This is a genomic window from Caulobacter sp. Root655 (assembly GCF_001427665.1).
In the GTDB taxonomy this organism is placed as follows: Bacteria; Pseudomonadota; Alphaproteobacteria; order Caulobacterales; family Caulobacteraceae; genus Caulobacter.
Genome location: NZ_LMHC01000002.1, coordinates 131,377 through 158,030 on the forward strand (window position 1 = coordinate 131,377; position 26,654 = coordinate 158,030).

At 69.6% G+C, this 26,654-nt stretch carries 24 protein-coding genes, 1 tRNA gene and 1 pseudogene; 16 read left to right on the forward strand and 10 right to left on the reverse strand.

The features are described from left to right. Positions 1-50: 50 nt before the first annotated feature. The 4 genes from ASD79_RS05245 to bioF form a co-directional block, all read right to left on the reverse strand. Entirely contained in the window at positions 51-383 is a 333-nt protein-coding gene (locus tag ASD79_RS05245; protein ID WP_056719997.1) for a hypothetical protein, read from the reverse strand. 100 nt (positions 384-483) lie between these two features. After that, on the reverse strand, positions 484-1,398 hold the full coding sequence (locus tag ASD79_RS05250; protein WP_200952279.1) for a Gfo/Idh/MocA family protein: 915 nt from the start codon (positions 1,396-1,398) through the stop codon (positions 484-486). Then, positions 1,395-2,069: a dethiobiotin synthase gene (gene bioD / locus ASD79_RS05255; RefSeq protein WP_056719998.1), complete on the reverse strand. Its 675-nt coding sequence runs from the start codon at positions 2,067-2,069 to the stop codon at positions 1,395-1,397. Before bioD ends, ASD79_RS05250 begins: the two co-directional genes overlap by 4 nt. Beyond that, positions 2,069-3,220, reverse strand: a complete 1,152-nt coding sequence (gene bioF, locus ASD79_RS05260; RefSeq protein WP_056719999.1) for an 8-amino-7-oxononanoate synthase — start codon at positions 3,218-3,220, stop codon at positions 2,069-2,071. The genes bioD and bioF overlap by 1 nt, the downstream gene beginning before the upstream one ends. A gap of 73 nt (positions 3,221-3,293) precedes the next feature. Between bioF and ASD79_RS05265 the strand changes: the two genes are divergently transcribed. Continuing rightward, positions 3,294-4,598 carry an adenosylmethionine--8-amino-7-oxononanoate transaminase gene (locus ASD79_RS05265; protein WP_056720000.1) on the forward strand — a complete coding sequence of 435 codons (1,305 nt, stop codon included), beginning with the start codon at positions 3,294-3,296 and terminating at the stop codon, positions 4,596-4,598. Beyond that, the gene (locus ASD79_RS05270; protein ID WP_156400387.1) at positions 4,576-5,499 is read left to right on the forward strand and encodes a DMT family transporter; all 924 of its coding nucleotides are present in this window, start codon (positions 4,576-4,578) and stop codon (positions 5,497-5,499) included. Before ASD79_RS05265 ends, ASD79_RS05270 begins: the two co-directional genes overlap by 23 nt. Before the next feature lie 138 nt (positions 5,500-5,637). Here the strand turns inward: ASD79_RS05270 and ASD79_RS05275 are convergent, their stop codons facing one another. Next, positions 5,638-6,156, reverse strand: coding sequence for a superoxide dismutase family protein (locus ASD79_RS05275; RefSeq protein ID WP_056720002.1), 519 nt, complete (start codon positions 6,154-6,156; stop codon positions 5,638-5,640). Between the two features lie 115 nt (positions 6,157-6,271). Here ASD79_RS05275 and gyrA point away from each other — a divergent pair, with 115 nt between their 5' ends. Continuing rightward, positions 6,272-9,055 (forward strand): DNA gyrase subunit A, encoded by a 2,784-nt coding sequence (gene gyrA, locus ASD79_RS05280; protein ID WP_056720003.1) that lies wholly within the window; start codon positions 6,272-6,274, stop codon positions 9,053-9,055. Between the two features lie 54 nt (positions 9,056-9,109). Then, positions 9,110-9,598 carry a pantetheine-phosphate adenylyltransferase gene (gene coaD, locus ASD79_RS05285; RefSeq protein ID WP_056720004.1) on the forward strand — a complete coding sequence of 163 codons (489 nt, stop codon included), beginning with the start codon at positions 9,110-9,112 and terminating at the stop codon, positions 9,596-9,598. Positions 9,599-9,861: 263 nt separating this feature from the next. On the opposite strand, the pseudogene ASD79_RS05290 reads toward coaD, so the two are convergent. Next, positions 9,862-10,202 (reverse strand): annotated as a pseudogene (locus tag ASD79_RS05290) (DUF559 domain-containing protein). Positions 10,203-10,929: 727 nt separating this feature from the next. Here ASD79_RS05290 and ASD79_RS05295 point away from each other — a divergent pair. The 3 genes from ASD79_RS05295 (at position 10,930) to ASD79_RS05305 (ending at position 13,153) form a co-directional block, all read left to right on the forward strand. After that, the gene (locus ASD79_RS05295; protein WP_056720005.1) at positions 10,930-11,745 is read left to right on the forward strand and encodes a peptidylprolyl isomerase; all 816 of its coding nucleotides are present in this window, start codon (positions 10,930-10,932) and stop codon (positions 11,743-11,745) included. Next, the gene (locus tag ASD79_RS05300; RefSeq protein WP_056720006.1) at positions 11,742-12,596 is read left to right on the forward strand and encodes a peptidylprolyl isomerase; all 855 of its coding nucleotides are present in this window, start codon (positions 11,742-11,744) and stop codon (positions 12,594-12,596) included. The genes ASD79_RS05295 and ASD79_RS05300 overlap by 4 nt, the downstream gene beginning before the upstream one ends. An 89-nt stretch (positions 12,597-12,685) precedes the next feature. Then, entirely contained in the window at positions 12,686-13,153 is a 468-nt protein-coding gene (locus ASD79_RS05305) for a peptidylprolyl isomerase (protein ID WP_007665094.1), read from the forward strand. Positions 13,154-13,216: 63 nt separating this feature from the next. Here the strand turns inward: ASD79_RS05305 and ASD79_RS05310 are convergent, their stop codons facing one another. Next, a complete protein-coding gene (locus ASD79_RS05310; RefSeq protein ID WP_056720007.1) occupies positions 13,217-14,194 on the reverse strand; it encodes an endonuclease/exonuclease/phosphatase family protein in 978 nt (325 codons plus the stop codon). 142 nt (positions 14,195-14,336) lie between these two features. After that, positions 14,337-14,933 carry a hypothetical protein gene (locus tag ASD79_RS05315; protein ID WP_056720008.1) on the reverse strand — a complete coding sequence of 199 codons (597 nt, stop codon included), beginning with the start codon at positions 14,931-14,933 and terminating at the stop codon, positions 14,337-14,339. 141 nt (positions 14,934-15,074) lie between these two features. Between ASD79_RS05315 and queA the strand changes: the two genes are divergently transcribed. Both queA and tgt read left to right on the forward strand, forming a co-directional pair. After that, the gene (queA, locus tag ASD79_RS05320; protein WP_056720009.1) at positions 15,075-16,193 is read left to right on the forward strand and encodes a tRNA preQ1(34) S-adenosylmethionine ribosyltransferase-isomerase QueA; all 1,119 of its coding nucleotides are present in this window, start codon (positions 15,075-15,077) and stop codon (positions 16,191-16,193) included. Then, positions 16,193-17,308, forward strand: a complete 1,116-nt coding sequence (gene tgt, locus ASD79_RS05325; RefSeq protein ID WP_056720010.1) for a tRNA guanosine(34) transglycosylase Tgt — start codon at positions 16,193-16,195, stop codon at positions 17,306-17,308. Before queA ends, tgt begins: the two co-directional genes overlap by 1 nt. Before the next feature lie 312 nt (positions 17,309-17,620). Here tgt and ASD79_RS05330 read toward each other — a convergent pair whose 3' ends face one another. Then, a complete protein-coding gene (locus ASD79_RS05330) occupies positions 17,621-18,367 on the reverse strand; it encodes a hypothetical protein (RefSeq protein WP_056720011.1) in 747 nt (248 codons plus the stop codon). A 126-nt stretch (positions 18,368-18,493) separates the two neighbouring features. Here ASD79_RS05330 and ASD79_RS05335 point away from each other — a divergent pair. The 7 genes from ASD79_RS05335 to ASD79_RS05365 all read left to right on the forward strand — a co-directional run bounded on the left by ASD79_RS05335 (position 18,494) and on the right by ASD79_RS05365 (position 24,955). Next, positions 18,494-18,568 (forward strand) — tRNA-Lys (locus ASD79_RS05335). A gap of 249 nt (positions 18,569-18,817) precedes the next feature. Next, positions 18,818-19,474 carry a hypothetical protein gene (locus ASD79_RS05340; protein WP_235524333.1) on the forward strand — a complete coding sequence of 219 codons (657 nt, stop codon included), beginning with the start codon at positions 18,818-18,820 and terminating at the stop codon, positions 19,472-19,474. Further along, a complete protein-coding gene (locus ASD79_RS05345) occupies positions 19,471-20,763 on the forward strand; it encodes a hypothetical protein (protein WP_056720012.1) in 1,293 nt (430 codons plus the stop codon). Before ASD79_RS05340 ends, ASD79_RS05345 begins: the two co-directional genes overlap by 4 nt. Continuing rightward, positions 20,750-21,706, forward strand: a complete 957-nt coding sequence (locus tag ASD79_RS05350) for a MoxR family ATPase (RefSeq protein ID WP_056720013.1) — start codon at positions 20,750-20,752, stop codon at positions 21,704-21,706. Before ASD79_RS05345 ends, ASD79_RS05350 begins: the two co-directional genes overlap by 14 nt. A 23-nt stretch (positions 21,707-21,729) precedes the next feature. Next, a complete protein-coding gene (locus ASD79_RS05355; protein WP_235524334.1) occupies positions 21,730-23,046 on the forward strand; it encodes a DUF58 domain-containing protein in 1,317 nt (438 codons plus the stop codon). Continuing rightward, entirely contained in the window at positions 23,046-24,047 is a 1,002-nt protein-coding gene (locus ASD79_RS05360; RefSeq protein ID WP_056720014.1) for a stage II sporulation protein M, read from the forward strand. Before ASD79_RS05355 ends, ASD79_RS05360 begins: the two co-directional genes overlap by 1 nt. After that, positions 24,044-24,955: an RDD family protein gene (locus ASD79_RS05365; RefSeq protein WP_082584817.1), complete on the forward strand. Its 912-nt coding sequence runs from the start codon at positions 24,044-24,046 to the stop codon at positions 24,953-24,955. The genes ASD79_RS05360 and ASD79_RS05365 overlap by 4 nt, the downstream gene beginning before the upstream one ends. Positions 24,956-24,972: 17 nt before the next feature. Here the strand turns inward: ASD79_RS05365 and ASD79_RS05370 are convergent, their stop codons facing one another. Beyond that, on the reverse strand, positions 24,973-25,785 hold the full coding sequence (locus ASD79_RS05370) for a glycerophosphoryl diester phosphodiesterase membrane domain-containing protein (protein ID WP_056720015.1): 813 nt from the start codon (positions 25,783-25,785) through the stop codon (positions 24,973-24,975). Positions 25,786-26,654 lie beyond the last annotated feature (869 nt).

A 26,654-nucleotide genomic window follows, 5' to 3' on the forward strand; every position in this document is an offset into this window, starting at 1 on the left:
AAATGGCCGGACCCCGGGGTCCGGCCATTCGATCTCCGAGCGCGCTTCGGTCAGGCGGGTTTGACGTCCGCCGGCGCCGATTCCAGCAACCGCGCGCGATAGGTCTCGAATGCCGTGGGAAAGCGACGCCGTTCGAGTGTCTGGGAATCCTGCGGGGGCGTCCAGGAGACGAGACCCCACGACTCGCACTCGTCGAAGGCCGCGTAGTAGCAAGCCCACCAGTCGTCGCTGAAACGCGTATGGAGCGGGTCGCAAACTGAAAGCCCGTACTCCACGCAGGGCGGAGGATAGGCGTAGGCCTTGGGCGCGTTGAAAGCGGAAAGAGAGACGGCCGCGGCGATGGCGAGGCCGAAATTCAAGACCTTGAAGCGGGTGGCGGTCATGGAACCCTCCTGGTTTGCGGAAGGATCACGAGACCCATCAGGATTGCATTGTGTCAATATACAACCTTTGGGAATCGCTCTTCCTTTGGCTCCATGCCCGCTAAGTGGCCCGCGAAGAGCCTTCGGCCATCAGGTGGCGCACGATCCGCTCACACAGCCGGTGCGTCTCCAAGGCGTCCAGCGCCGACAGCCGCCGGCCGTCGCGCACCGCGTTCAGGAACGTCCCGCACAGGTCCTCGAACCCGCGCTGACGGCCGACCGGGGTCCAGTCGCCGCGACGGGTCAGATGGTCCTGTGCGCCCTGATCGACCACCTGGGACAGGTCGACGATCCGCCGCTTGGCGCCGCCGCCCGAGACCTCCAGCGTCTCCTCGTCCGAGCCGCTGGCCCGGTTCATGATCCCCAGGGCGTCGCGGCCGCCGCCCGACAGCTGCAGCACCACGTGCTCCAGCTGACCGCCGGCAATCCGGCCGCGCACGCCGACCTGGTCCGCGCCCGGGGCCAGGAACCGCAGGGTGTCGACCACGTGGATGAAGTCGTCGAACACCACCCGGCGCGGCTCGTCGGCCTGGTCGGCGCGGTTCTTCTGCATCACCGTCAGCGGCGCGCCCAGGGCGGCGGCGTCGCGGTAGGCTGGAGCGTGGCGGCGGTTGAAGCCGACCATCAGCGACACGCCGCGGGTCTCGGCCAGGTCGACCAAGACCTCGCTCCCGTCGCCGGTGTCGGCCAGGGGCTTGTCGACCAGGGTCGGCACGCCGGCCTCCAGCAACTGACGGACGAGGGCCGGATGGGCCGCCGTGGCCGCGTGGACCAAGGCGCCGTCCAGGCCCTCGGCGAGGGCGGCGTCCAGCGTGGCGTGCAGTCGCTCGACCCGCCAGGCCGCGCCCCATCGCGCCAGGGTGTCGGCGTTGCGGGTGACGAACACCAATTCCACGTCAGGGCGCGGACCCAGGACGGGCAGGTAGGCCTTTTGGGCGATGTCGCCCAGGCCGATCATGGCGATGCGCAAGGTCATGGCTTTCCGACCGTGGCCAGCAGGTGGTCGGCGAGGCCGGCGGCGTCCCAGGCCTCGGCCCGGGGGGCGGTGAATAGGGGAGTCCCCTCAAGGAACGGCGTCAGGGCCTGGGCGGTCTGGACCAGGTCGGGCGCGTCGAGGCTCTCGCTCATCACCACCCCGGCCACCTGGGCCTTGGCGGCGCGCAGGGCGACCAGGGCGGTCAGGACGTGGCTGATCGTGCCGAGGTGCGAGCCGGCGACCAACAGCACCGGCGCGCCGAGCCTGGCGATCATGTCGAGGTTGGTGGCGGTGTCGGTCAACGGCGACATCACCCCGCCGGCTCCCTCGACCAGCAGCAGGCCGTCGCGAATCTCGGCGGCGCGGGCCATGGCGTCGATGACCATGTCGTCCAGGCTCAGGGTCTGGCCTTCGAGGCGCGCGGCGATGTTGGGCGACAAGGGTGCGCGGTAACGGCGCGGGGCGATGCGGAACACGCCGCCGGGATCGCCCAGGGCGGCCGCCAGCCGGGCCGGGTCGCTGCCGGCGGCGTCGGTCGGGTCGAAGCCGCTGACAACCGGCTTGAAGGCGTCCACGGTCGCGCCTCGGGCCTTCAGGGCGCGGATCAGTGCGCAGGTGACATAGGTCTTGCCGATGTCGGTGCCGGTGCCGGTGACGAAGAGGGCGGGCATCAGCGGGGCTTCACATAGGGGCGCACCAGGGCCGCCAAGCGGGCGATCTCGGCGTCGGGGTGCTCGGCGCTGAAGGCGATGCGCAAGCGGGCCGCGCCGTCCGGCACGGTGGGCGGGCGGATGGCGACCACCAGGAAGCCCTCGGCCTCTAGGGCCTTGGAAGCGTCGAGCGCGGCCTGGGCCTCGCCGATGATCACCGGGACGATCGGGCTGGTCGCGCGCGGCAGGCCGACGGCCTTGGTGAAGGCCTGGGCCTTGGCCAGGGGCAGGGCGGTGAGGGCGGGCTCGGCCTCGATGATGTCGAGCGCCGCGAGGGCGGCGGCGGCGGCGGCCGGCGGCAGGCCGGTGGTGTAGACCAGGGTGCGGGCTCGGGTCTTGATCAGGTCGACCACGGCCCGCGAGCCGCAGAGATAGCCGCCGTACGAGCCCAGGGCCTTGGACAGGGTGCCCATCTGGAACGGGATCTGGGCGTCGGGGAACAGGGCGGCCGAGCCGCGGCCGTCGGCCAGCACCCCGACCCCGTGGGCGTCGTCCGACAGCAGCCAGGCGTCGTTGGCCTCGCAGACCGCCGACAGCCAGTCCAGGGGCGCGATGTCGCCGTCCATCGAGAACACCCCGTCGGTGGCGACCAGGGCGTGGCGGGCGCTGGCGCGGTGCTCGGCCAGCAGGGCGGCCAGGTGGTCGGTGTCGTTGTGGGCGAAGGGGATGATCCGCGCGCCCGACAGCTGGGCGCCGGCCCAGATGCAGGCGTGGGCCAGTTCATCGACCAGCACGATGTCGCCCTTGCCGGCGAAGGTGGGGATGACGCCTGCATTAGCCAGGTAGCCCGAGCCGAACACCACGCAGGCCTGCGTGCCCTTGAGCCGCGCCAGCCGCGTTTCGAGCTCGGAGAGCAAGGGATGGTCGCCGGTCACCAGCCGCGAGGCGCCGGCCCCTGCGCCGTGGTCTTCGATCGCCGTCACGGCGGCGGCCTTGACCTTCGGATGATGCGCCAGGCCCAGGTAATCGTTGCAGGAGAACGACAGCAGTCTGCGCTCGTCGCGCTCGACGAACCCGCCGGCCAGGCGCCGGGTGGGTTTCAGCCGGCGCAGCAGGCTGGCGGCTTCCAGGCGGTCCAGCTTGTCGCCGGCATAGGTGTCGAGACTGTGCATGGGACTTCCGTTTGCGACGCGACGCCGGAGGGCATAGGCAGTGCGCCCCCGCCGTGCAACGAAGGATCGCGCCATGACCCAGGAAAGCCTCGACTGGTTGACGGCAGGCGCGCCCCACGTCTGGCGACCCTACTGCCAGATGAAGACCGCCCGGCCGCCGCTGCCGGTGGTGGCCACGCGCGGCTCGCGGCTGGTGCTCGACGACGGGCGCGAGCTGGTCGATGGCTTGGCCTCGTGGTGGACGGCCTGCCACGGCTACAACCACCCGCACATCGCCGCCGCCGTCCGCGACCAGCTTGAACGCATGCCGCACGTGATGTTCGGCGGCCTGGCCCACGAACCGGCCTATCGCCTGGCCCGGCGCCTGGCCAAACTGCTGCCGGGCGACCTGAACCACGCCTTCTTCGCCGAGTCGGGCTCGGTGTCGGTCGAGATCGCCATGAAGATGGCGCTGCAGTTCCACATCAACCAAGGCCACGCTGGCCGCACGCGGTTCCTGTCGTTCCGGGGCGGCTATCACGGCGACACCCTGGCGACGATGACGGTGTGCGACCCGGAGGAGGGCATGCACAGCCTGTTCTCCGGTGTGATGCCCAGCCAGGTGATCGCCGACCTGCCGGTCGACGCGGTCTCGGAGGCGGCGCTGGACGCCTTGCTGGCCGAGCGGGGCGGGGAGATCGCCGCCATCCTGACGGAGCCGCTGGTTCAGGGGGCGGGCGGCATGCTGTTCCACGACCCGGAGGTGCTGCGCCGTCTGCGCCGCCTGGCCGACAAGCACGGCGTGCTGCTGATCTTCGACGAGATCTTCACCGGCTTTGGCCGCACGGGCGACCTCTTCGCCATGCAGGCGGCGGGGGTCGAGCCGGACATCGTCACGCTCTCGAAGGCCCTGACCGGCGGGACCCTGCCGCTGTCGGTGGCGGTGGCATCGACCCGGGTGTTCGAGGCCTTCTGGTCCGACGACGCAGGCGCGGCGCTGATGCATGGCCCCACCTACATGGGTAACGCCCTGGCCTGCGCCGCCGCCAACGCCTCGCTGGACCTGTTCGAGGATGGCGCCTGGCGGGCCGAGGTGGCGCGGGTGTCGGCGGCGCTCGCCGAAGGGCTGGAACCCTGCCGGACCGCGCCGGGCGTGGTCGACGTGCGGGTGCTGGGGGCGATCGGGGTGGTCGAGTTCGACGGGCCGGTGGCCGTGGGCGCGCTGTGCGACGCCTTCGCCGCCGAGGGAGCCTGGATCCGGCCGATGGGCAAGGTCGTCTATCTGACCCCGGCCTTCATGACGCCGGACGCCGACCTGGCGATCCTGACGGCGGCGATCCGCAAGGTGGTCGGCGCGGGCGGGGGCGCCAATGCACTTGAAGCGCCGGGCGGGGTCTGATCCAAGCGGGGCCATGTCTTCCAACTCGCCCCTGACTGGTCTCGAGCGCCTGGCCATCCTGGCCATCATCCTGGTCTGGGGCCTGAACAACGCCGCCGCCAAGGTAGCCACGGCCGAGCTGCCGCCGATGATGGTCGGGGCGCTGCGGTTCGGCCTGGCCCTGGCCTTTCTGTTCCCGTTCATCAAGCCGCCGTTTCCGTCGTCCAAGCGGCTGCTGGTCATTTGTCTGCTGTCGGGACCCATCCACTTCGGCCTGATCTATGTGGCGTTCGGCATGGCCAAGTCGCTGAGCCCGCTGGTGGTCGCCACCCAGCTGTGGATCCCGTTCACGGCGCTGTTCGCCTGGCGGATGCTTGGCGAGACCATGAGGCCCCTGGCGGTCGGCGGCCTGGTCGTCGCCTTCGCCGGCGTGGCCTGGATGAGCCTGGACCCGCATGGGGCGGCCGACTTGCCGGCCATCATCCTGGGCGTCGTCGCCAGCGCCTGCTGGGCGGTGGCCACGGTGCTGGTGCGCCAGACGCCGGGGGTGAAGCCGCTGAAGGTCCAGGCCCTGACCGCCCTGGTCGCCACGCCTGTACTGCTGGCCATGTCGTTCGGTTTCGAGCCGAACGTGGCTGAGCGGGTGAAGACGGCGGCGCCGATCGCCTGGGCCTGCGTGGCCTTCGCCGGCGTCGTCTCGACCATCGGGGCCAGCGCCCTGCTGTTCTGGCTGGTCCAGCGCCGCGAGGCGGGGCGGGTGACGCCGTACTTCCTGCTGACGCCGCTGGTGTCGTGCACCATCGGCGTGGTGTTCATGGGCGACACCCTGTCGCCGCAGTTGGTGATCGGGGCCGCCGCGACCATGGCCGGGGTGGCGCTGGTGGCTCTGACGGCCAAGAAGGCCGTGCCGGTGGCGACCTGACCTTTTCCCCCCCCCCTTGTGGGGAGGGGGGACCAGCGAAGCTGGTGGGTGGGGCCTCGCCGCCCCCTTGAGTCATCAAACCCCACTCGACCCCTTCGGGGCCACCCTCCCCGCAAGGGGGAGGGAAGAGTTTCCAGCCTACTTCACCACCCCGCACGCCACCCGCGCGCCGGCCCCGCCGATCGGCTGGGTCTTGTAGTCGTCGGGGCTGGCGTGGATGACGATCGACGAGCCGTCGGCGTCGAGCAGGGCCGGGCGGCCGCCGGCCCCGTTCAGCGACACCAGGGGCGAGAACAGCTCGGCCGTGGCCGAGCCGTCGGCGGCCGCGAACAGGTTGGGCAGGTCGCCGTTGTCGTTGCCGTCCGGGTTCAGCAGGCCGTGGACCACGGTGGCGGTCGTGTGGACGTGGGCGCCGGCCGACTTGAAGTCGGGCGCGCCGCAGTCGCCCTTCTCGTGGAAGTGCAGGCCGTGCCAGCCCGGCGTCAGGCCCTTGGCCTCCAGGCGCAGCAGCACCCCGTGCGGGGCCTCGGTCAGGGTCGCCGTCCCGATGGTCTTGCCGTCGGCGCCCTTCAGTTCGGCGGTCGCCGAGGTGGCGGCGGCGGAGGCGTTGGTGGCCAGCAGCAAGCCGACGCTCAGGGCAAGGATGGAAATGCGCATGGGGGACTCCGACGTCGAGTTGGGGGCGAAAGGGAGGCGAAGGTGGCGTCGCCTCTAAGCGAATGCTAACAGTTTCCTACGGTTCCGTGTTCGATTCTGACGGCGAAAAATCCCCTTGAGCGATGATCAAAACACCATCCCCGGCGCACCGGCTTCGCCGGCGCCTCGCGGGGACGTAACCCCCATCAATATCGAGGACGAGCTGCGCCGCTCATACCTCGACTATGCGATGAGCGTGATCGTCAGCCGTGCGCTGCCCGACGCGCGCGACGGCCTCAAGCCGGTCCACCGCCGGGTGCTGTTTTCGATGCACGAGCAGGGCCAGACGCCCGAGCGCTCGTATGTGAAGTCGGCCCGCGTGGTCGGCGACGTGATGGGCAAGTACCACCCGCACGGCGACGCCTCGATCTACTTCACCCTGGTGCGGATGACCCAGTCGTTCTCGATGGGCCTGGTGCTCATCGACGGCCAGGGCAACTTCGGCTCGGTCGACGGCGATATGCCCGCCGCCATGCGCTACACCGAGTGCCGCATGGCCCCGCCGGCCATGTCGCTGCTGGCCGACCTCGACAAGGACACGGTCGACTTCCAGGACAACTACGACGGCAAGGAGCAGGAACCCGTCGTCCTGCCGTCGCGGATCCCCAACCTGCTGGTCAACGGCGCGGGCGGCATCGCCGTCGGCATGGCCACCAACATCCCGCCCCATAACCTGGGCGAGATCATCGACGCCTGCCTGCTGATCATCGACGATCCGACCGTCACCACTGACCAGTTGCTCGATCTGGTGCCCGGTCCCGACTTCCCGACCGGCGGCGAGATCATCGGCCGAGCCGGCCCGCGCCAGGCGCTGCTGACCGGGCGCGGCTCGGTGATCATGCGCGGCCTGGCCACCGTCGAGGAAATCCGCGCCGGCCGCGAAGCGATCATCATCACGGCGATCCCCTATCAGGTGAACAAGGCCAATCTGGTCGAGTACATCGCCGAGATGGTGCGCGACAAACGCATCGAGGGCGTCTCCGACATCCGCGACGAGTCCAACCGCGACGGCATGCGCATCGTGGTCGAGCTGAAGCGCGACGCCTCGGGCGAGGTGATCCTCAACCAGCTCTATCGCTTCACGGCGCTGCAAAGCTCGTTCGGCGTCAACATGCTGGCCCTCAACCGCGGCCGCCCCTCGCAGATGGGCCTGCGCGAACTGATCGAGATCTTCGTGCAGTTCCGCGAAGAGGTCGTGGTGCGGCGGACCAAGTTCGAACTGGGCAAGGCGCGCGATCGCGGCCACGTCCTGGTCGGCCTGACCATCGCCGTCGCCAATATCGACGAGTTCATCCACATCATCCGCTCGTCCAAGGACCCGACCGAGGCCCGCGAGCGGCTGGTGGCCAAGGCCTGGCCGACCGGCGACATGCTGCCGCTGGTCGAGCTGATCGCCGACCCGCGCACCGTGCAGGAAGCCGGCGGCCTGATCCGCCTGAGCGACGAGCAGGCCCGCGCCATCCTGGCCCTGACCCTGTCGCGCCTGACCGGCCTGGGCCGTGACGAGATCGGCAACGAGGCCGCCACCCTGGCCGAGGCCATCAAGGGCTTCCTGGACCTGCTGTCGGACCGCGCCAACATCATGGCCGTGGTCCGCGAGGAGCTGGTCGAGGTGCGCGACAAGTTCGCCATTCCGCGCCGCTGCCAGATCGTCGACGGCGACGCCGACGTGGAGGACGAGGACCTGATCGTCCGTGAGGACATGGTCATCACCGTCACGCTCGGCGGCTACGTGAAACGCACGCCGCTGGCCGCCTATCGCACCCAGCATCGCGGCGGCAAGGGCAAGTCGGGCATGGCCACCAAGACCGAGGACGCGGTCACCCGCGTGTTCTCGGCCTCGACCCACTCGCCGCTGCTGTTCTTCACCTCGGGCGGCAAGGTCTACAAGATGAAGGTCTGGCGCCTGCCGCAGGGCGTCGCCAACAGCCGTGGCAAGGCGTTCGTCAACCTGCTGCCGATCGAGCCGGGCGAGACCATCACCTCGATCCTGACCCTGCCCGAGGACGAGGCCACCTGGGACGGCCTGGACGTGATGTTCGCCACCCGCTCGGGCAGCGTGCGCCGCAACAAGCTGTCGGACTTCGTCGACGTCCGCCGCAACGGCAAGATCGCCATGAAGCTGGACCCCGAAGTGATGGAGGGGGGCGACGGGATCATCGGCGTCGCGGTCTGCGACAGCGGCAAGGACATCCTGCTCAACACCGCCGCCGGCCGCTGCATCCGCTTCTCGACCGACGAGGTGCGGGTGTTCGCCAGCCGCGACTCCACCGGCGTGCGCGGCGTGCGCCTGGCGCAGGGCGACAGCGTCATCTCGATGACCGTGCTGCGCGCCGTCGACGCCACCCCGGCCGAACGCGCCGCCTACCTCAAGCACAGCCGCGCCATGGCGCGCGCCGCGGGCGAGGAGGGCGACGACACCCCGGCCGCCGTCGAGGACAGCGAGGAAGACGTCGGCGAGGCCAGCCTGACCCCCGAACGCATCGCCGAACTGGGCGCGGCCGAGGAGATCATCCTCACCGTCTCCAGCGAAGGCTTCGGCAAGCGCACCAGCGCCTACGACTATCGCCGCACCGGGCGTGGCGGCCAGGGCCTGACGGCTCAGGATCTGTCCAAGCGCGGCGGCAAGCTGGTCGGCTCGTTCCCGGTCGACGACACCGACCAGGTATTGCTGGTCACCGACGCCGGCCAACTGATCCGCGTCAAGGTTTCGCAAATTCGTGTTGCGGCGCGGAATACTCAGGGCGTAACGATCTTCCGCACGGCGAAGGACGAGCATGTCGTCAGCGTCGAGCGTCTCGCCGAAACCGGCGACGACGACAATTCGGGCGACGCAAACGAGGCGGACGAGACCTCGTAAGACGCTCCAGAGGCAGGGGCCAATGGGCCGCGGGCCAAAAGGGTAGGGGAAAGCATGCGGATTGGGCTCTATCCGGGAACGTTCGACCCGGTCACCAATGGTCACCTCGACATCATCGGTCGGGCGGTCAAGCTGGTCGACAAGCTGGTGATCGGGGTGGCGGTGAACATCGGCAAGGGGCCGCTGTTCACTCTGGAGGAACGGGTCGCCACGCTGAAGCACGAGACGGCGCACCTGACCAAGATCGCCCAGATCGAGGTCCGGCCCTTCGATACGCTGCTGATGTACTTCGCCCGCGAGGTCGGGGCCCAGATGATCGTGCGTGGCCTGCGGGCCGTGGCCGACTTCGAATACGAATTCCAGATGACGGCCATGAACCAGCAGCTCGACCGCGAGATCGAGACGGTGTTCCTGATGGCCGACCCGCGCCACCAGGCCATCGCCTCGCGCCTGGTCAAGGAGATCGCGGCCCTGGGCGGCGACGTCCACAAGTTCGTGCCGCCGGGGGTGGCGGATCAACTGCTGGCGAAGCTGAAGAAGTAGGCGGCGGGCGAAGTTCGCCGGCTTTCAGGCTCGCCGTGGATTTCTGCTTTCGACCCTGAGCGGACTTCGGATCGTCTGCTCGGACAGCCCGCATCCGCCCCGGATGCGGCCAGCCCTAAAGCCTTGGTAGATGGAACTCAGGCAGTCAAGGTTTCAAGGCGCGCCTGCCGCTGCGGGCGCAGGCGGGAAGGGGACGGCCTTCTTGAACCCTCTCTCATGGAGAGAGGGAGGGGCCCGCCGCGAAGCGGTGGGAGGGTGAGAGGTTACACCCTCGCCGAACGAAGCACCGCCAGGATGTCGTCCGCCGTTCCACCGGGATCGGCAAGGACCCGCTCGTTGCGGAACCTCAGAACGATGTAGCCGAACAACTCCAGGATCTCGGTGCGACGACTGTCGTAATCCTCGCGGCCGTCATGGGTCGGGCCGTCCAGTTCCACGATCACCTTGGCCGCCTCGCAAACGAAATCGGCGAAGTAGCGGTCGATCGCGACCTGCCGCAGGAACTTGAACCCGCCCAGGCGGCGATTGCGGACGAGGGTCCAGAGCGTTTTCTCGGCCAGGTTTGGTTCTGGCGCAGGCGACGGGCGTTGGCGGTCTTGTCCATCACGGGAACATGAATTCAGGCCTTCAGGGCGCTCAACCGAAGAAATGAGAATTTCCCGGTCCACGGTGAAACCTCTCACCCTCCCACCGCCTCTGGCGGCGGGCCCCTCCCTCTCTCAAAGAGAGAGGGGTTTCGCGCGCGCACCTCCGACCAGGGGGACAGGCGGCGCTCTATCCCCGCCGGCGCCGCCAAGAACCCCAACCCTTTCAACGTTCTGAAAAATAATCAGCGTCACCATCGCTGGCGTATCCACAACCACCCCCATACTGATCGCTGTCTCCGTCGCGGAGGAGGGCGCTTGGTACCGACCCGAAGCGGCGATGGAGATGGAACCGAGCGGGGCCGCCAGACTGGGCGCGCGGGTCGGATCAGGTCGAGGGTCTCAGAAGGATCCCAGGCTTGAGACGGACGAGCGTCGGATCTGGCGGGTCGACGGGGTCGGGAGGTTCAAACCGGCCTGTTCCAGGATCTGTCGGAGTCGCCGACGGCCCCTTCCGGGCGACTTTGATCCTGCCCGTCCGTCCACGCCGAAACGCAAACACAATACTCACGGTCTCCGGGCCTGGCCCGGCCGCTCCGCGCCTCCTCACATTCTCAGCGGGTTTCCGCGTGAGGCGGCGAAGCCGTGCGCCGGAAACTCGCCGGAATCGTCGGCTCTAAAGCGCTGCTACTTGTCGTCCGCGTCGCGGCGTTCTACGCCGTCAGACCAGTTCTCTCGGGGATATCCATGAAGCTCGCGTCCATCGCCGCCGTCCTGGCGCTTTCCGCGGCCTCCGCCGCCAGCGCCCAAGCGGCTTCAGACTGGCGGGCGCCCAATCCCGACAACGTGCTGGTGGTCGAGACCAACAAGGGCCGGATCATCGTCGAACTGGTTCCCGAAGTCGCTCCGGCCCACGTCGAGCGGGTGCGGGATTTGGCCAAGGCCCACTTCTACGACGGCCAGACCTTCTTCCGGGTCATCGACAGCTTCATGGCCCAGACCGGCGACCCGCAGAACAACGGCCAGGGCGGCTCGGACAAGCCGGACCTGAAGGCCGAGTTCCTGTTCCGCCGCGGCGCCGGCTACGCGCCGCAAGGCAAGATCGGGGCGACCGAGATCGGCTTCGTCGGGCCGCTGCCGGTCTACAGCCAGAACAGCGCCCTGGCGGCGATGACCGCCGACGGCAAGGTGGCGGCCTGGGGCGCCTTCTGCCCCGGCGTGCTGGGCATGGCCCGGGCCACCAATCCCGACAGCGCCAACAGCCAGTTCTTCTTCATGCGCCAGCACTACCCGTCGCTGGAGAAGACCTACACCGCCTTCGGTCGCGCCCTGACCGGCCTGGAGACCATCCGGGCCATCAAGGCCGGCGAACCGGTCGTCGCGCCCCAGGACACGATGACCACCGTGCGCCTGCTGTCCGACATCCCGGCCGCCCAGCGCCCGAGCATCCAGGTGATGAACACCGCCAGCCCGGCCTTCACCGCCCTGGTCGACAAGCGCCGCGCCGAGATGGGCGGAGCCTTCAGCGTCTGCGACGTGACCGTTCCGGTGCAGGTGAAATGATCCGCGCCGCGATCGCCGCTCTGGTCGTCGTCCTCGCCGCCGGCGCCGCCCAGGCCGCGCCCGGGCCGTCGGCCCCCAAGCCCTCGGCCCCCAAATCTTCGGATTGGCGCACGCCGGCCCCGGAGGACGTGATGGTGATCGACACCAACAAGGGCCGGGTGATCGTCGAGCTGATCCCGGAGGTCGCGCCCGGCCACGTGGCGCGCCTCCAGGAACTGACCCGCGAGGGCGTCTATGACGGCCGCACCTTCTTCCGGGTCATCGACCGCTTCATGGCCCAGACCGGCGACCCGGACAACACCGGGGAGGGCGGCACGAAGAAGCCCAACCTCAAGGCCGAGTTCACCTTCCGCCGCGACGCCGCGACGCCCTTCGTCGCCGTGGCCGCCCCGGCCGGCACGGAGGTGGGGCTGCTGAAATCCCTGCCGGTCGTCAGCCAGGCCTGGACCTGGGCCGAGGTCACCTCCGACAAGAAGGTCGCCGCCTGGGGGACCTATTGCCCCGGCGTGATCGGCATGGCCCGCGACGAGGACAACAACTCGGCCAACAGCCAGTTCTTCCTGATGCGTCAGCCCTATCCGTCGCTCGACAAGCGCTACACGGCCTTCGGGCGGGTGCTGTCGGGCCTGGACGTCGTCCGCGCCATCAAGACCGGCGAGCCCGTGGCCGCCCCCCAGGACGTCATGCAAGAGGTTCGCCTGCTGTCCGACATCCCGGCCGCCGCGCGTCCCCAGGTCCGCGTCGTCGACACCGCGAGCCCTTGGTTCAAGGCCGAGGTCGCCGCCAAGCGGGCCGCCAGGGGCGCCGACTTCTCGGTCTGCGACATCGATCTGCCGGCTGAAGTTAAGTAACTGGGCGTGCGATCGTTCGCAGGCGGGTTTCCTCCGTACCCGAAAGCAAGCTAGAAGCCCTGCGACTCCTCAACTCCGAAGGGATGACCATGTCGGCCGACCTCGAAAACACCCTGATCCTGACGCTCGAAGGCGGTCCGGTCACCATCACGCTTCGCCCCGACCTAGCGCCCGGCCATGTCGAGCGCATCAAGGAACTGGTCCGCGAGGGCTTCTATGACGGCGTGGTGTTCCACCGCGTGATCCCGGGCTTCATGGCCCAGGGCGGCGACCCGACCGGCACCGGCCGCGGCGGTTCGGCCAAGCCGGACATCAAGGCCGAGTTCTCGAAGGAGCCGCACGTGCGCGGCGTCTGCTCGATGGCCCGCACCCCCGATCCGAACTCGGCCAACAGCCAGTTCTTCATCGTCTTCGACGACGCCACCTTCCTCGACAACCAGTACACCGTCTGGGGCCAGGTGACCGACGGCATGGACCTGGTCGACGCCCTGCCGGCCGGCGAACCGCCCCGCGCCCCGGGCAAGATCGTCAGCGCCAAGATCGCCGCCGACGCGTAAGACCAAAGACCAGAAGGGCCCCGGGAAACCGGGGCCTTTTTCTTGGTCGCTTTCCGCGTCGCCTCAGCGTGTCAGCGTCACCACCACCGGACGGTGGTCGGAACCCAGCACCGGGCCACGCTCGACCTTCACCGTCTTCCAGGCCTTGCCGGCATAGACGTGGTCAATTGGCAGGATCGGGAAGGGCGCGCTGGCCAGGCGTGAAAAGGCGCCGCTGGGCCAACTGGCCAGGGCCCGCGTCCGGCGCTCCAGCCCCAGGGCCTTGTCCTGGCGGCGCAGGCTGAACGACCAGGGCGTCGAGTTGAAGTCGCCAGCGACGATCGTGGTGTCCTTCGGGAACGACGCGATCTTCTGGGCGAGCAGCCGGCTCTGCGCCTGCTGCACGCCGGCCGGGACGGGCCAGGCGAAGTGCGTGGCCACCACGGTGAAGTCGCCGGCCGGATGGCGCAGCGTCGCCCAGGCCCCGGCCAGGCCCCGGCCGTCCTGGTAGAAGCCGCGCCGCCGGACCATGGGCCACCGGCTGAGAATCCAGGTGTCGCAGGTGCGCAGGCCGTCGCAGGACACCTTGTACGGATAGGTCTTGCCCAGGCGCTTCTGGATGCGCCAGGAGTCGGGGCCGGCGCTCTCCTCGAGCATCAGCACGTCGGCGTTCTGGGCCTGGATCCATCGAAGGGTCGCTTCCGGATCGTCGTTCTCGGCCCAGACGTTGAACTGGACCAGCTTCAGCGTGGTCCCCTCCGCCTTGGCCGGCTTGCGCATCGCGGCCGCCAGTTCCGGAGCCATCAGTCCGCCGGTGACGGCCACCGTCACCAGCGCCAGCGCCAGCACCACTCGGCGCTCCTCGCCGCGCGTCACGATCGCGCCCAGGATCGCCGCGGCCAGGCCAAGGCACAGCCACACCGGCGTCAGGTGGGTGAGCGCGTCGAGCCTGTCGCTGAACGCGCCGCCCAGGCAGGCCAGGGCGAGCAGGGCGCCGATCAAGGCCAGCATGAGCGCGGTGCCGCGCACGAGGAGGTCGGCAAGGTGCAGGATCAGGCGCATGGCGGGCCCCTTAGCATGCTCGGGCGCGGGTCGCTCGCCTCCAGAGCGTTTCCCGACCTGATTGCATCAGGCCGGGGCTCTAGATTTTTGTCTTGGCGCATTTTCTTCACGCGAACCGGGAGCCACTTCGCTCGAAAATGCTCTACTCGCCGCCGAAATACTTGAAGGTGATATTGCGAAATTGCCGGCCGCCGACCTGCAGGCCGCCCTTGAGGACGGGCTGGGGCTCGCCGGGTCCGGCGGCCTTGGCGGCCTTCAGCGCGTCCAGATCGAAGGCGCCGGAGAAGGTCACTTCCCCGACCTGGGGATCGACCCCGTGGAAGCTGACCTCGCGCCCGTCGACCCGGTAGGCGGTGGGCATCACCCGCAGCGAGACCGTGTGATAGGTCTGGCCCAGCTCGTTCTCGGCCTTCGGACTGGTGACGTCCTCGAACTCGATGAAGATCGGCGCGTAGGTGGCGGGACGCTTGCCGGACTCCCAGTCGGCGAAGTCGCTGGCCTGGCCGATGTTGAGGGAGGTCAGTTTCAGGTTCCCGGCCTGGACGACGGCGTCGGTGAAATAATAGCCGAGGCTGTCCAGCCCTGGGTCATGGGCGAAGGTCACCGGGGCGGGCGCCGCAGCCGGGGTCGCCGACGCGGCCGGCGAGATTTCCGCCCGCTTGGTCTCGGTGGAGGGCTTGCAGGCGGCCAGCAGCAGGCAGGCGGTCAGGACCGACAGGCGGCGACAGGTGACGATCATGGTTCCCCCCGGAATATACGTCGAGCCGCAGGATGGCGGCTTGGGCCGGGGTTTGTCCATCAAAGCTTGGCCCCGAGCTTTGGACGGCGCGACGCCTCAGCGCTTGACCTCGCCGCCCCGTCGTGGCCTTGAAGCCGCCCCATGCGCCTGTCCGACTTCGATTTCCACCTGCCCGACGAGGCGATCGCCCTGCGGCCGGCCGAGCCGCGGGATTCCGCGCGCCTGCTCGTCGTTAGGCCCCATGGCGAAATGGGCGAGGGCCTGGCCGATCACGTTGTCCGCGAGCTGCCCGACTTCCTGCGTCCCGGCGACGCCCTGGTGTTCAACGACACGCGGGTGATCCCGGCCCGGTTGATGGGCCTGCGGGCCGGCCGCGACACCGGCGGCGGCGACGGCTCGCCGGTGGCGGTCGAAGCGACCCTGCATCGCCGCGTGGCCCCGGACCGCTGGAACGCCTTCATGCGGCCCGGCAAGCGCCTGAAGGTCGGCGACCGCATCGCCTTCGGCCACGACAGTGATCGCGCCTGCCAGGCCGGCATGCTGGACGCCACCGTGGCCGCCAAGCACGAGGGCGGTGAGATCGAGCTGGCCTTCGACTTCGCCGGCGTCGACCTCGACCTGGCCGTCGCCGCGCACGGCGAGATGCCGCTGCCGCCCTATATCGCCGCCAAGCGGGCCGAGGACGACCGCGACCGGGCCGACTACCAGACCGTCTACGCCCGCGAGGACGGCTCGGTGGCCGCCCCGACCGCCGGCCTGCACTTCACCCCCGACCTGCTGCAGCGCCTGAAGGCCAAGGGCGTGTCGCTGCACTTCGTCACCCTGCATGTCGGGGCCGGCACCTTCCTGCCGGTCAAGACCGACGTGGTCGCCGAGCACCGCATGCACGCCGAGTTCGGCGAGGTGCCGGCCGGGGTGGCCGAGGCCCTGAACGCCACGCGCGCGGCCGGCGGCCGCATCGTCTGCGTCGGCACCACCTCGCTACGGCTGCTAGAGAGCGCCACGGGCGAGGACGGCGTCGTGCGGCCGTTCGCCGACGAGACGGCGATCTTCATCACCCCCGGTTACCGCTTCCGCGCCGCCGACGTGCTGATGACCAACTTCCATCTGCCCAAGTCGACCCTGTTCATGCTGGTCAGCGCCTTCGCCGGCCAGGCGACCATGAAGGCGGCCTATGAGCATGCGATCGCCACCGGCTATCGCTTCTATTCCTATGGCGACGGCAGCCTGCTGTTCCGCGCCGATCTAGAGCAAGCCTGATGGTCGCCTTTCCCTTCGAGATCTCCGCTGTCGACGGCGCGGCCCGCACCGGGGTGCTGAAGACCCCGCGCGGCGACATCCGCACCCCGGCCTTCATGCCGGTGGGCACGGCGGCGACGGTCAAGGCGATGACCGTCGACCAGGTCAAGGACACCGGCGCCGACATCATCCTGGGCAACACCTACCACCTGATGCTGCGGCCGACGGCCGAGCGCGTGAAGCGCCTGGGCGGTCTTCACAAGTTCATGCGCTGGGACAAGCCGATCCTCACCGACAGCGGCGGCTTCCAGGTGATGAGTCTGTCGGGGATCAGCAAGGTCACCGAAGAAGCCGTCACCTTCGCCAGCCACATCGACGGCTCCAAGCACGTGCTGAGCCCCGAACGGTCGATGGAGATCCAGGCCGACCTGCTGGGCAGCGACATCGTCATGCAACTGGACGAGTGCGTCGCCTGGCCGGCCGAGGAGGCGAGGGCGCGGCAGGGCATGGAGCTGTCAGCCCGCTGGGGGCTGCGCTCCAAGACGGCGTTCGGCACGCGCGACACCCAGGCCCTGTTCGGCATCCAGCAGGGCTCGACCTTCCGGAACCTGCGTCAGGAGTCGTCCGAACGTTTGCAGGAGATCGGCTTCGACGGCTACGCCCTGGGCGGGCTTGCGGTGGGCGAGGGCCATGAGGCGATGTGCGAGGTGCTGGACTACGCGCCGGCCATGCTGCCCGCCGACCGGCCGCGCTACCTGATGGGGGTCGGCAAGCCGATCGACCTGGTCGAGGCGGTCTATCGCGGCGTCGACATGTTCGACTGCGTGCTGCCCACCCGCTCGGGCCGCCACGGCCAGGCCTGGACCTGGGACGGGGCGATTAACATCAAGAACGCCCGCTACGCCGACGACGAGGACCCTCTGGACCCCACCAGCGACTGCTCGGCCAGTCGCGACTATTCCAAGGCCTATCTGCGCCACCTGTTCAAGGCCGAGGAGATCCTGGGCCAGGTGCTGCTGTCGTGGCACAACATCGCCTTCTTCCAGGCCCTGACGGCGGCCATGCGCGCCGCCATCGCCGAAGGCCGGTTCGAGGCGTTCCGCCGGGACTTCGCGGCGCGTCAGCGGGGCGGGTAGGGGCGTAGCCATACCTCGTGGCTGGCTGAAGCGCCTCATCGATCACGCGGAGAGCAGCGTCTCCGAAGGCCTGCCATGGGTGGTTAGCGCACGTTAGCCGGCACGACCTGGAACCCCTTGTATCTGGATCATGGCGCTTCAGCGCCATGATCCAGATACAAGGGGAATTTAAGGTCCGCTCAGGGTCGATTCCTCCCATTGGCTCCCTCGCCAAAGCCAGACGTTTCCGAGAGCGATTAACCCCGGCCGACCTTGAATTGAAGCCGGCGCAACCCGCCGTCCGTCGGTCCGCTCCAACATCGAGCGAGCCCGCTACCAGATCTTGTAGAACGGCTTCTTTTTCTTGGCGGGCGGCGGCGCGGGTTGGGTCGGTGGAGCGGCGACCGGCGTCGCGTCGGCCGCGGCGGGCTGGACCACGGGGGCTTCGTCGGCCTGGACGACGGGCGCGTCCTCGGCCGGCTTGTCGGACTGCCAGGGAAAGCGCTTTTCGACGACCGGCGCGGCCGGCTTGGCCAGGTGCTGGGGCGTGGCCGGCGGGTCGCAGCCGCGGGCCTCGCCCAGGCCCTTGAGATAGGCGCGGCGGATCGCGCCCGAGGCCATGGCGCTCTGCACCAGCTTGTCGTGCTTCTCGGCGCCGCTGAGCTTGCGCACCCAGCCGCGCATCGGGATCAGGTCCTGGGCGGCGTTGGCCATGGCGCCGAACGCGGACGAGGCGGCCATGCGCTTGCCGCGGTCCATCAGGTCTTCGTTTTCCTCGGGCGGCCGCCGGTCCACGTCCTCGCCCAGGGCGAGGTCCAGCGGCGCGACCATGGAGATCAGAGTGTCGCAATTGGTCTTCTTGGGGGGCCGGGCGTAGGGGTCGGCCATGGCCTCCAGCAGCACCGGCGGGATCTTGGTGCGCAGCAGGTTCATGTCGCGCAACGGCGCGGCGGCCGCGCCGCTGATGCCTTCCTTGTTGGCGTCCGACGTCGTCTGGATCTTCTGCGGCGGCGGTTCGCCCTTGCTGGCGCAGGCGGCCAGGACGGGGAGAACCAAGGCGATCGGCAGCAGTCTACGCATGGGGCGACCCTAACGCGGACAAGGCGCGCTCGTCATCTCCCACAATGCGCGAAAGCGCGCTTGCGGCTCAGGCGGGCCCCGACTATGTTCCGCGCCGCTTCCACCGGCCTCCCGCCGTGTCGATGCGGGCCGGTAGCTCAGTGGTAGAGCATTCGACTTTTAATCGAATGGTCGTGGGTTCGACCCCCACCCGGCCTACCAAAACTCCTTTGAATTGATTGCGTAAATCACCGCTTCGGCGGGCGCCGGACGGTGATCCGCCCGGTCGCGGCCCGCCCCGTCGCCGGCGCCGGGGGCAGCGGTCAGGATCGGGCGCGCATGCCTCGCCGCGAATCGGCTTCACCGCGCGAGCCGCGAGACCCGCGCTCCGTGAGCGGAGGGACACGGTTCCTGGCGACACCGAAAGTTGAATCGCGTAGCAGTAGCGCGGGGCAGTCGGGAGCAAGGCGTTTGGCGTCGGGAGTGGGGGTCGATCAGGGCGCGCCGACTCTGCGTCCAGAGGGTGTGTCGGACGGTTTCGCGCGCGCCCACGAGGCCTTGCTGCGCAACAAGACTCTGCAGTTCGAACCCACCGTCCAGACGCCGCCGCACGTGCCCGATTGGCTGCTGGCGATCGGCAAGGTGCTGGGGGCCGCCGCACCCTACCTGGTCTATGTGTTCTGGGGCTTCCTGATCCTCGGGGCGGCGGTGATCCTGTACTTCCTGGCCCGCGAGGTGATCGCCACGCGCTGGCCGTCGATGCGGCCGGGCAAGGGGCCCGCCCTGGGCGCCGAGGATTGGCGGCCCAGCGTCGCCAAGGCCCGGACCCTGCTGGAAGACGCCGACCGCCTGGCCGCCGCCGGCCGCTTCGCCGAGGCCGTCCACCTGATCCTGTTCCGCAGCATCGAGGACATCGAGGGCAAGCGTCCGGACCTGATCCGACCGGCCCTGACCAGCCGCGACATCGCCGGCCTGGAGGGCGTGCCCCAGACGGTGCGCCGAACCTTCAGCCAGATCGCCCGCGTGGTCGAACGCAGCTTCTTCGGCGGTCGCGCCGTCGGGGCCGAGGAGTTCGCCGCCTGCCGACAGGCCTATGAGGGCTTCGCCTTCGCGGAGGCCTGGCGATGAGCCAGATCGCGGCCGCGTCGCCCGAGGCCCCCCACCCTGAAGCAAAGGCGGGGGACGGCGTGCTGTTCTCGCCCAAGGTCGTGCTGGGCATGATCCTGGCCGGGGTCTTCGCCTTCTCGGCCTTCGTGGTGCTGTCGACCTACGCGCCGGACCTGCAGTCGGGCGACAACGGCCAGGCCCACGCCCTGTCGCGGTCGGCGATCGGCTACGGCGGTGCGGTCCAGCTGTTGCGGGCCCAGGGCGAGCCGGTGGTGCTCAGCCGCCGCAATCTGAGCGGCGAGGAGCCGGCCCTGATCATCTTCACGCCAGACGCCGGCCTGTCGCGCGACGCCTATATGAAGGCCGTGCTCTCGGCGCGGACCCTGGTGGTGCTGCCCAAGTGGGAAGGCGGCCTGGATCCGCGCCGGCCGGGCTGGGTCAGCGACCTGAAGCTGATCGAGCCTCCGGGCCAGGCGAAGACGCTCAAGACGGTCGGCCTTCCCAAGGCCCAGATCGCCATTCGCGAGGGCGTCGCCGCTGCCCGACTGACCGGCGCCGCCGGGAGCCCGGCGGAAGGGCTGGCGTTCGACACCGGTCCGATCAAGAACCTGCGAAGCCTGTCGGGGCCCGACCTGACGCCGGTCCTGACCGACGCCGAGGGCCGGATCATCCTGGCCCGGCGGATGCCGACCGACACCTATTTCCTCGCCGATCCCGACCTGCTCAACACCATGGGCCTGAAGGACATCCGCACGGCCCGCGCCGGGGTGGGGATCATCGATCTGCTGCGCGGCGAGCGTCAGCGCCACGGGGTGATCGCCTTCGACGTGACGCTCAACGGCTTCTCCCGTTCGCGCAGCATGCTGAAGCTGGCCTTCGAGCCGCCGTTCGTCGGCGCGACCCTGTGCCTGGTGGCCGCCGCCCTGCTGATGGGCCTGCACGCCGCCGCCCGGTTCCGCGCCGTCCGCCGCGGCGAGCGGGCCCTGGCCCTGGGCAAGGCGGCGCTGATTGACAATTCCGCCGGCCTGATCCGCATGGCCAAGCGCGAGCCGGCCATGGCTCCGCGCTACGCCGAGCTGCAGCGCGCGGCCGCGATCCGCGCCCTGGGCATCGCGACCGTGGGAGGCTCGCGCCTGACCGGCCAGGCCCTCACCGACTTTCTGGACCGCCAGGGCGCGCGCTTCGGCGCGGCCGACAGCGCGTCCCACCTGGACGCCGAGACGAAGGCGGTCCGTTCCTTGAGCGACCTGATGAAGGTCGTCGCCAAATGGTATCAGTGGAGATTGGAGATGACCCGTGAACGTCGCTGAGGTGCAGGCGCTCGCCGGCAGGATCCGAGCCGAGACGGCCAAGGCCGTGGTGGGCCAGAACGACACCATCGACCTGATGCTGACGGCCCTGTTCGCCGGCGGCCACGTGCTGCTGGAAGGCGCGCCCGGCACGGCCAAGACCTTCCTGGCCCAATGCTTCGCCCAGGCGGTGAATCTGGCGTTCGGCCGCATCCAGTTCACCCCCGACCTGATGCCGGGCGACATCCTGGGCGCCAACCTGTTCAACTTCCAGACCAGCACCTTCACCCTGGTCAAGGGACCGATCTTCTGCGAACTGCTGCTGGCCGACGAGATCAACCGCACGCCGCCCAAGACCCAGGCGGCGCTGCTGGAGGCCATGCAGGAGCGCAACGTCACCCTGGACGGCGAGCGCCACGCGCTCAGTGATCGCTTCATGGTGGTGGCCACCCAGAACCCGCTGGAGCAGCAGGGCACCTATCCGCTGCCCGAGGCCCAACTGGACCGCTTCCTGTTCAAGCATGTGCTGGCCTATCCCAGCCTGGCCGAAGAGACGGCGATCGTCGCCACCCACGGCAGCCGCACCGGCCAGCCGTCGCCGGAAGGCTTCGGAGTCGGCGCGGCCGGCGACAGCGCCACCATCGCCGACGCGGTGGCGGCGGTGGCCACCGTGCGGCTGACCGACGAGATCGTCCGCTACATCGTCGGCGTGGTGCGGGCCACGCGCGACACCGGCGAGCTGTCGGGCGGGGCCTCGCCGCGCTGCGCGGCCATGCTGGCGGTCGCCGCCCGGGCCCGCGCAGCGCTGGAGGGGCGCGACTACGTGATCCCCGACGACGTCAAGGCCCTGGCCCTGCCGGCCCTGCGCCACCGGGTCATCCTGTCGCCGGCCGCCGAGATCGAGGGCCGCAAGGTCGATGACGTGGTGCGCGGCCTGGTCGACCAGGTCGAGGCGCCGCGATGAGCGTCAGGGGTTAGGGCCAGGCCTTGCGGATCTATCCCACCGCCAGAGCGATCCTGCTGATGGTCCTGGGCGCGCCCCTGGCCCTGGGGCTGGCGCTGGTCTCGGCGCGGCTGTGGCTGCTGGGGCCGGCCTGGATGGCGATGGTCGCCGCCCTGTTATTCGTCGACGCCTTGCTGGCGCCGGGCCGGCGCAAGATGCAGCTGACCCTGACCGCGCCGGGCTCGCTGGCCAGCGGCAAGACCCAGCCGGCCCTGTTCCACGCCGTGTTCCCGCGCGGCGTCGCGCCGGCCTCGGTGGAGTTCGCCATCGACCTCGACGACCGGCTGGAGGCCTCGCCGGCCCACGGCCGGGCGCGGGTTCATGAGCGCCAGGCCGGCCTGCCCTTCGTCCTGACGGCGACCCGACGCGGGGAGGGGATCGTCCACCGGGTCTCGGCCCGCTGGCGCGGTCCGCTGGGGCTGATGTGGAAGCAGCGCGACGACCGGCTCGAACGCGTCATCCCCGTCACCCTCGACATCGCCGGGGTCAAGGAAGAGGCCCTGCGCCTGTTCTCCCGCGACGCCTCGATCGGCCACCGCCTGCAACTGGACCTGGGGGGCGGCAGCGAGTTCCACGCCCTGACCGACTTCCGGCCCGGCATGAACCGTCGGGCCATCGACTGGAAGCAATCGGCCCGGCACGGGGCGCTGCTGGCCAAGGAGTTTCACGTCGAGCGCAACCACCACATCGTCGCTGCCCTCGACACCGGCCGGCTGATGAGCCAGCCGCTGCTGGGTCGACCGCGCCTGGACCATGCCCTCAACGCCACCCTGCTGCTGGCCTATGTGGGCCTGAAGATGGGCGACAAGGTCGGGCTGTTCGGCTTCGACGCCCGGCCCAATGTGAGCAGCGGCGTGACCTCCGGCCCCAACGCCTTTCCCGCCCTGCAGCGCCTGGCCTCGGCGATCGACTATTCGACCGAGGAGACCAACTACACCCTGGGCCTGACCCAGTTGTCGGGCCAGCTGTCGCGCCGTTCGCTGATCATCGTGTTCACCGACATCGCAGACTCCACCAGCGCCGAACTGATGCTGGAGAACGTCAGCCGGCTGCTGCGCCAGCACCTGGTGCTGTTCGTGATGATGCGCGACGAGGAGCTGGAGGTCATCGAGCGCAAGGCGCCCGAGACCGCCGACGACGTCTCGCGCGCCGTGGTGGCCGCCTCGCTGATGCGCGAGCGCGACCTGGTGGTCGGCCGCCTGCGCCGCATGGGCGTCGAGATCGTCGAGGCCGCCGCCGACCAGGTCGGGCCGGCCCTGCTGGCGAGCTATCTGGACCTCAAGCGCCGGGACCTGCTGTGATGGCCGAGCTGCACCTCAAGAGCTACCGCTTCCGGGCCGAGCGCGAGGACGACTGGCGTCGGCTGGAGACGCTGCTGGCCAAGGTCGGCAAGGGTTCGGCCAAGGCGCTGAGCGACGAGGAGCTGCTGGCCATGCCGGTGCTCTACCGCCAGGCCCTGTCGTCGCTGTCGGTGGCTCGCGCCACCTCGCTGGACCAGAACCTGGTCGACTATCTGGAGAGCCTCAGCACCCGGGCCTATTTCTTCGTCTACGGCACGCGCTCCAGCCTGGTCGAGCGGCTCGGCGGCTTCTTCGCCCAAGAGTGGCCGGCGGCGGCCAAGGCCCTGTGGCGCGAGACCCTGTTCAGCTTCCTGCTGACCCTGGCCGGGGTGGCGGCCGCCTATTTCCTCACCCTTCACGACCCCGACTGGTTCAGCGCCTTCGTGCCCGAGGGGCTGGCCGGCGGGCGTGGTCCCTCGGCTTCGGCCGAGGCCATGCGCGCGACGCTGTACCACAAGGGCGGCGACCATTCGGGCCTGTCGGTGTTCGCCGCCTTCCTGTTCACCCACAATTCCGGGGTGGCGATCTTCGCCTTCGCCCTGGGGTTCGCCTTCTGCCTGCCGACCGCGATGCTGATGGCCTACAACGGCTGCATGCTGGGCGCCTTCCTGGCCGCGTTCGGCATGAAGGGCCTGGGGTTCGAGGCCGGCGGCTGGTTGGCCATCCATGGCGTCACCGAGATCGGCGCGGTGATCCTGGCCGGAGCGGCGGGCCTGCGCATCGGCTGGACCCTGGCCTTTCCTGGCGACCTCTCCCGCCCGGCGGCCATGGCCCAGGCCGGACGCCAGTCGGCGACCCTGATGGCCGGGGTGGTGGTCATGCTGTTCTGCGCCGGCATCCTGGAAGGCGTCGGGCGGCAGGTGATCCAGAACGACTTCGCGCGCTACGGCATCGCCCTGGTCACCCTGGTTCTGTGGCCGGCCTATCTCTACCTGCCGCGCCGCGCCAAGGCCGTCCCATGAAGCCCTGGGCCAGGAAGGCCAAGGCCGCGGCGGCGGTCCAGCCCGGCGGACCGCCGCCCGGCGACGCGCCGCGCGATCGTTCGCTGGTGACGCCGGAAGGCGTCGACCTGCGGCTGCGTCTGGGCGACGGCGGCGAGCGGGCGACCGCCCTGATGATCGACCTGGCGATCATGCTGGGCGTGTTGATCGCCTTCACCCTGCTGACCTTGCTGGCGTTCGTCGGGTCGCAGGGCAAGGGCGGCGAGGTGATCGCCACGGTCTGGATGTTGGTGTTCTTCGTGCTGAGGAACCTCTACTTCATCCTGTTCGAGCTGACTCCCGGGGCCGCGACGCCGGGCAAGCGGGCCATGGGCCTGCGGGTGGCGGCGCGCAACGGCGGGCGGCTGACCGCCGACGCCATCTTCGCCCGCAACGCCATGCGCGAGATCGAGCTCTACCTGCCGATGGGCTTCCTGATCGTCAACGGCGGCCAGGTCGGGGCCTGGATCAGCCTGGCGGGCCTGGCCTGGTGCGGGGTGTTCCTGCTGTTCCCGCTGTTCAACCGCGACCGCCTGCGGGTCGGCGACCTGGTGGCCGGCACCTGGGTGGTCAAGGCGCCCACCCGCAAGCTGGTCCCCGACCTCGTGCAATCGTCGCGCCCGTCGCACGGCCGCTTCGCCTTCACCCAGGCCCATCTCGACGCCTACGGGGTCAAGGAACTGCACGTGCTCGAGGATGTGCTGCGCCGCTACGAGACCAAGACCGTCGCCCTGGTCGCCGCCCGTATCCGCCTGAAGATCGGCTGGAAGGCCTCGCCCGACGAGTCGGACGGCGACTTCCTCGCCGCCTATTACGCGGGCCTGCGCGGCCGGTTGGAATCGCGGCTGCTGCTGGGCAAGCGGCGCAAGGACAAGCACGACAAGACGTAGCTAGGCGAAGAGTGCCGCTACTCGAACACCGCCGCCAGGGCCTCGGCGCCGACGCCTTCGCGGCTGGCGCGCAGTTCGTAATAGAGCGCGGCCAGGCCGCTGGCGCTGACCATGGCGATCAGGGTGACGGTGATCGGTGAGGTGATCAGGGTGCTGCGCTGGAAGACGTCGAGGAAGGCGGTGGCGTCGTCGCCCGACGTGTTGAGCGGCCCGTGCAGGGCGCCGGCGACCGCCAGGCCCAGACCCAGCACCATCGCCTGAACGATCCAGACGAGAACCATATAGATCAGGAACAGGCCGAAGATCGGCCAGCGGCGGCCGCGGGTCAGGTCGCGGCTGCGGGAAAAGGCCTCCAGGACGCCGGTGTTCTCGGCGACCTTGACGGGGATGGCCACCGACCAGACCACGGCCAGGATGATCCCGGGCACGACCAGCAGCAGGAAGCCGATCATCAGGCCCAGCCAGGTGAGGATGCCTAGCAGCAGCAGGGGGCCGCAATGGCGCAGGCCGGCCCCGAGCGTTTCGCCCAGGCTGGCGCGCCGTCCCTTGAGGTCGGCGATCGTGGCGTGGACGATCGCGGCCTGCAGGACGAGGCCGCCGAGCAACACCAACAGGAAGCCGCCGAACCACAGGACCAGGGTCTGCGGCGCGAAGGAGGGGGTGACGCCGGTGATCTTGAGCTGCGCCCAGGTGAACAGCAGGTTGGGCAGGCCGCCGAGGATCACCGCCAGCAGCAGGAAGACGACGAAGTTGCGGCCGATGGCGCCGAAGGTCCGGTTGATCACCCGGCCGATCTCGAAGGGCCGCGAGCCCGTGGCCGTGTCGGTCATGTCGTCTTTCCCCAAACGCTACCGTGGTGTTCAACCATGCCGGGAAGGGGGTGTCCATGATCAAGGCCTTGTCACCCGTTACGCGTTTCTCCCTCTCCCTTTGAGAGGGTGGCGGCCTTCGGGCACCCTCTCAAAGGGAGAGGGAGGGGCCCAAGCGAAGCTTGGGAGGGTGAGGGGTTGCTGAGTTGGACGGCGTGCCGGCAGGGCGTTGGGGATGGGCGGTTGACGGCGTCACCCCTCACCCTCCCACCGCTGCGCGGCGGGCCCCTCCCTCTCCCCTCCGGGAGAGGGCGCAAGAAGGGGCCAACTTCGCGCGCTGTTTGCGCCTAACCCACTGAAATCCCTCAACCCGCACCCCGCCTGTCCTCCCCTCCAAAACCCGCCGTATGCTTGATCTCACCTCGTCGCGGGGAAAGGGCGCATGGCCAGCGACCGATGCGGCGGCGGGGGGCGATCGAGCGGAGAGCGCTCGTCGGCGGCGGTCAGCCATGACCGCGACCCGCATGCCACCTATGGGGAGCCGCCCATGGACGACAGGAACGGCGGAGCATGACGGGGCTGGCGAGGGCGACAGGCGTGCGGGGGATACGGCGTTGCAGGACCCGTCCGTCGGGGGCGCTTCTGGTAAGGCCTTAAGAGGGCCACCCGCCGGGAGGTTCCTGGAAAACGATGGCGCGGAGCGGTTGGGCTTCGTCGAAACGGTTACTACTCACACACTCCGGACGGTGTCCGGCGCTCCGCGACCCTTTCCGATAGCTCAGCGGGTGAACCGCGTGAGGCGGCGAAGCCGTGTGTCTTCAAGGTCCTCCCCCCGTGGGGGAGGCGATCGCGCAGCGATCGGTGGGGAGAGTATTTGGAAGGTGAACACA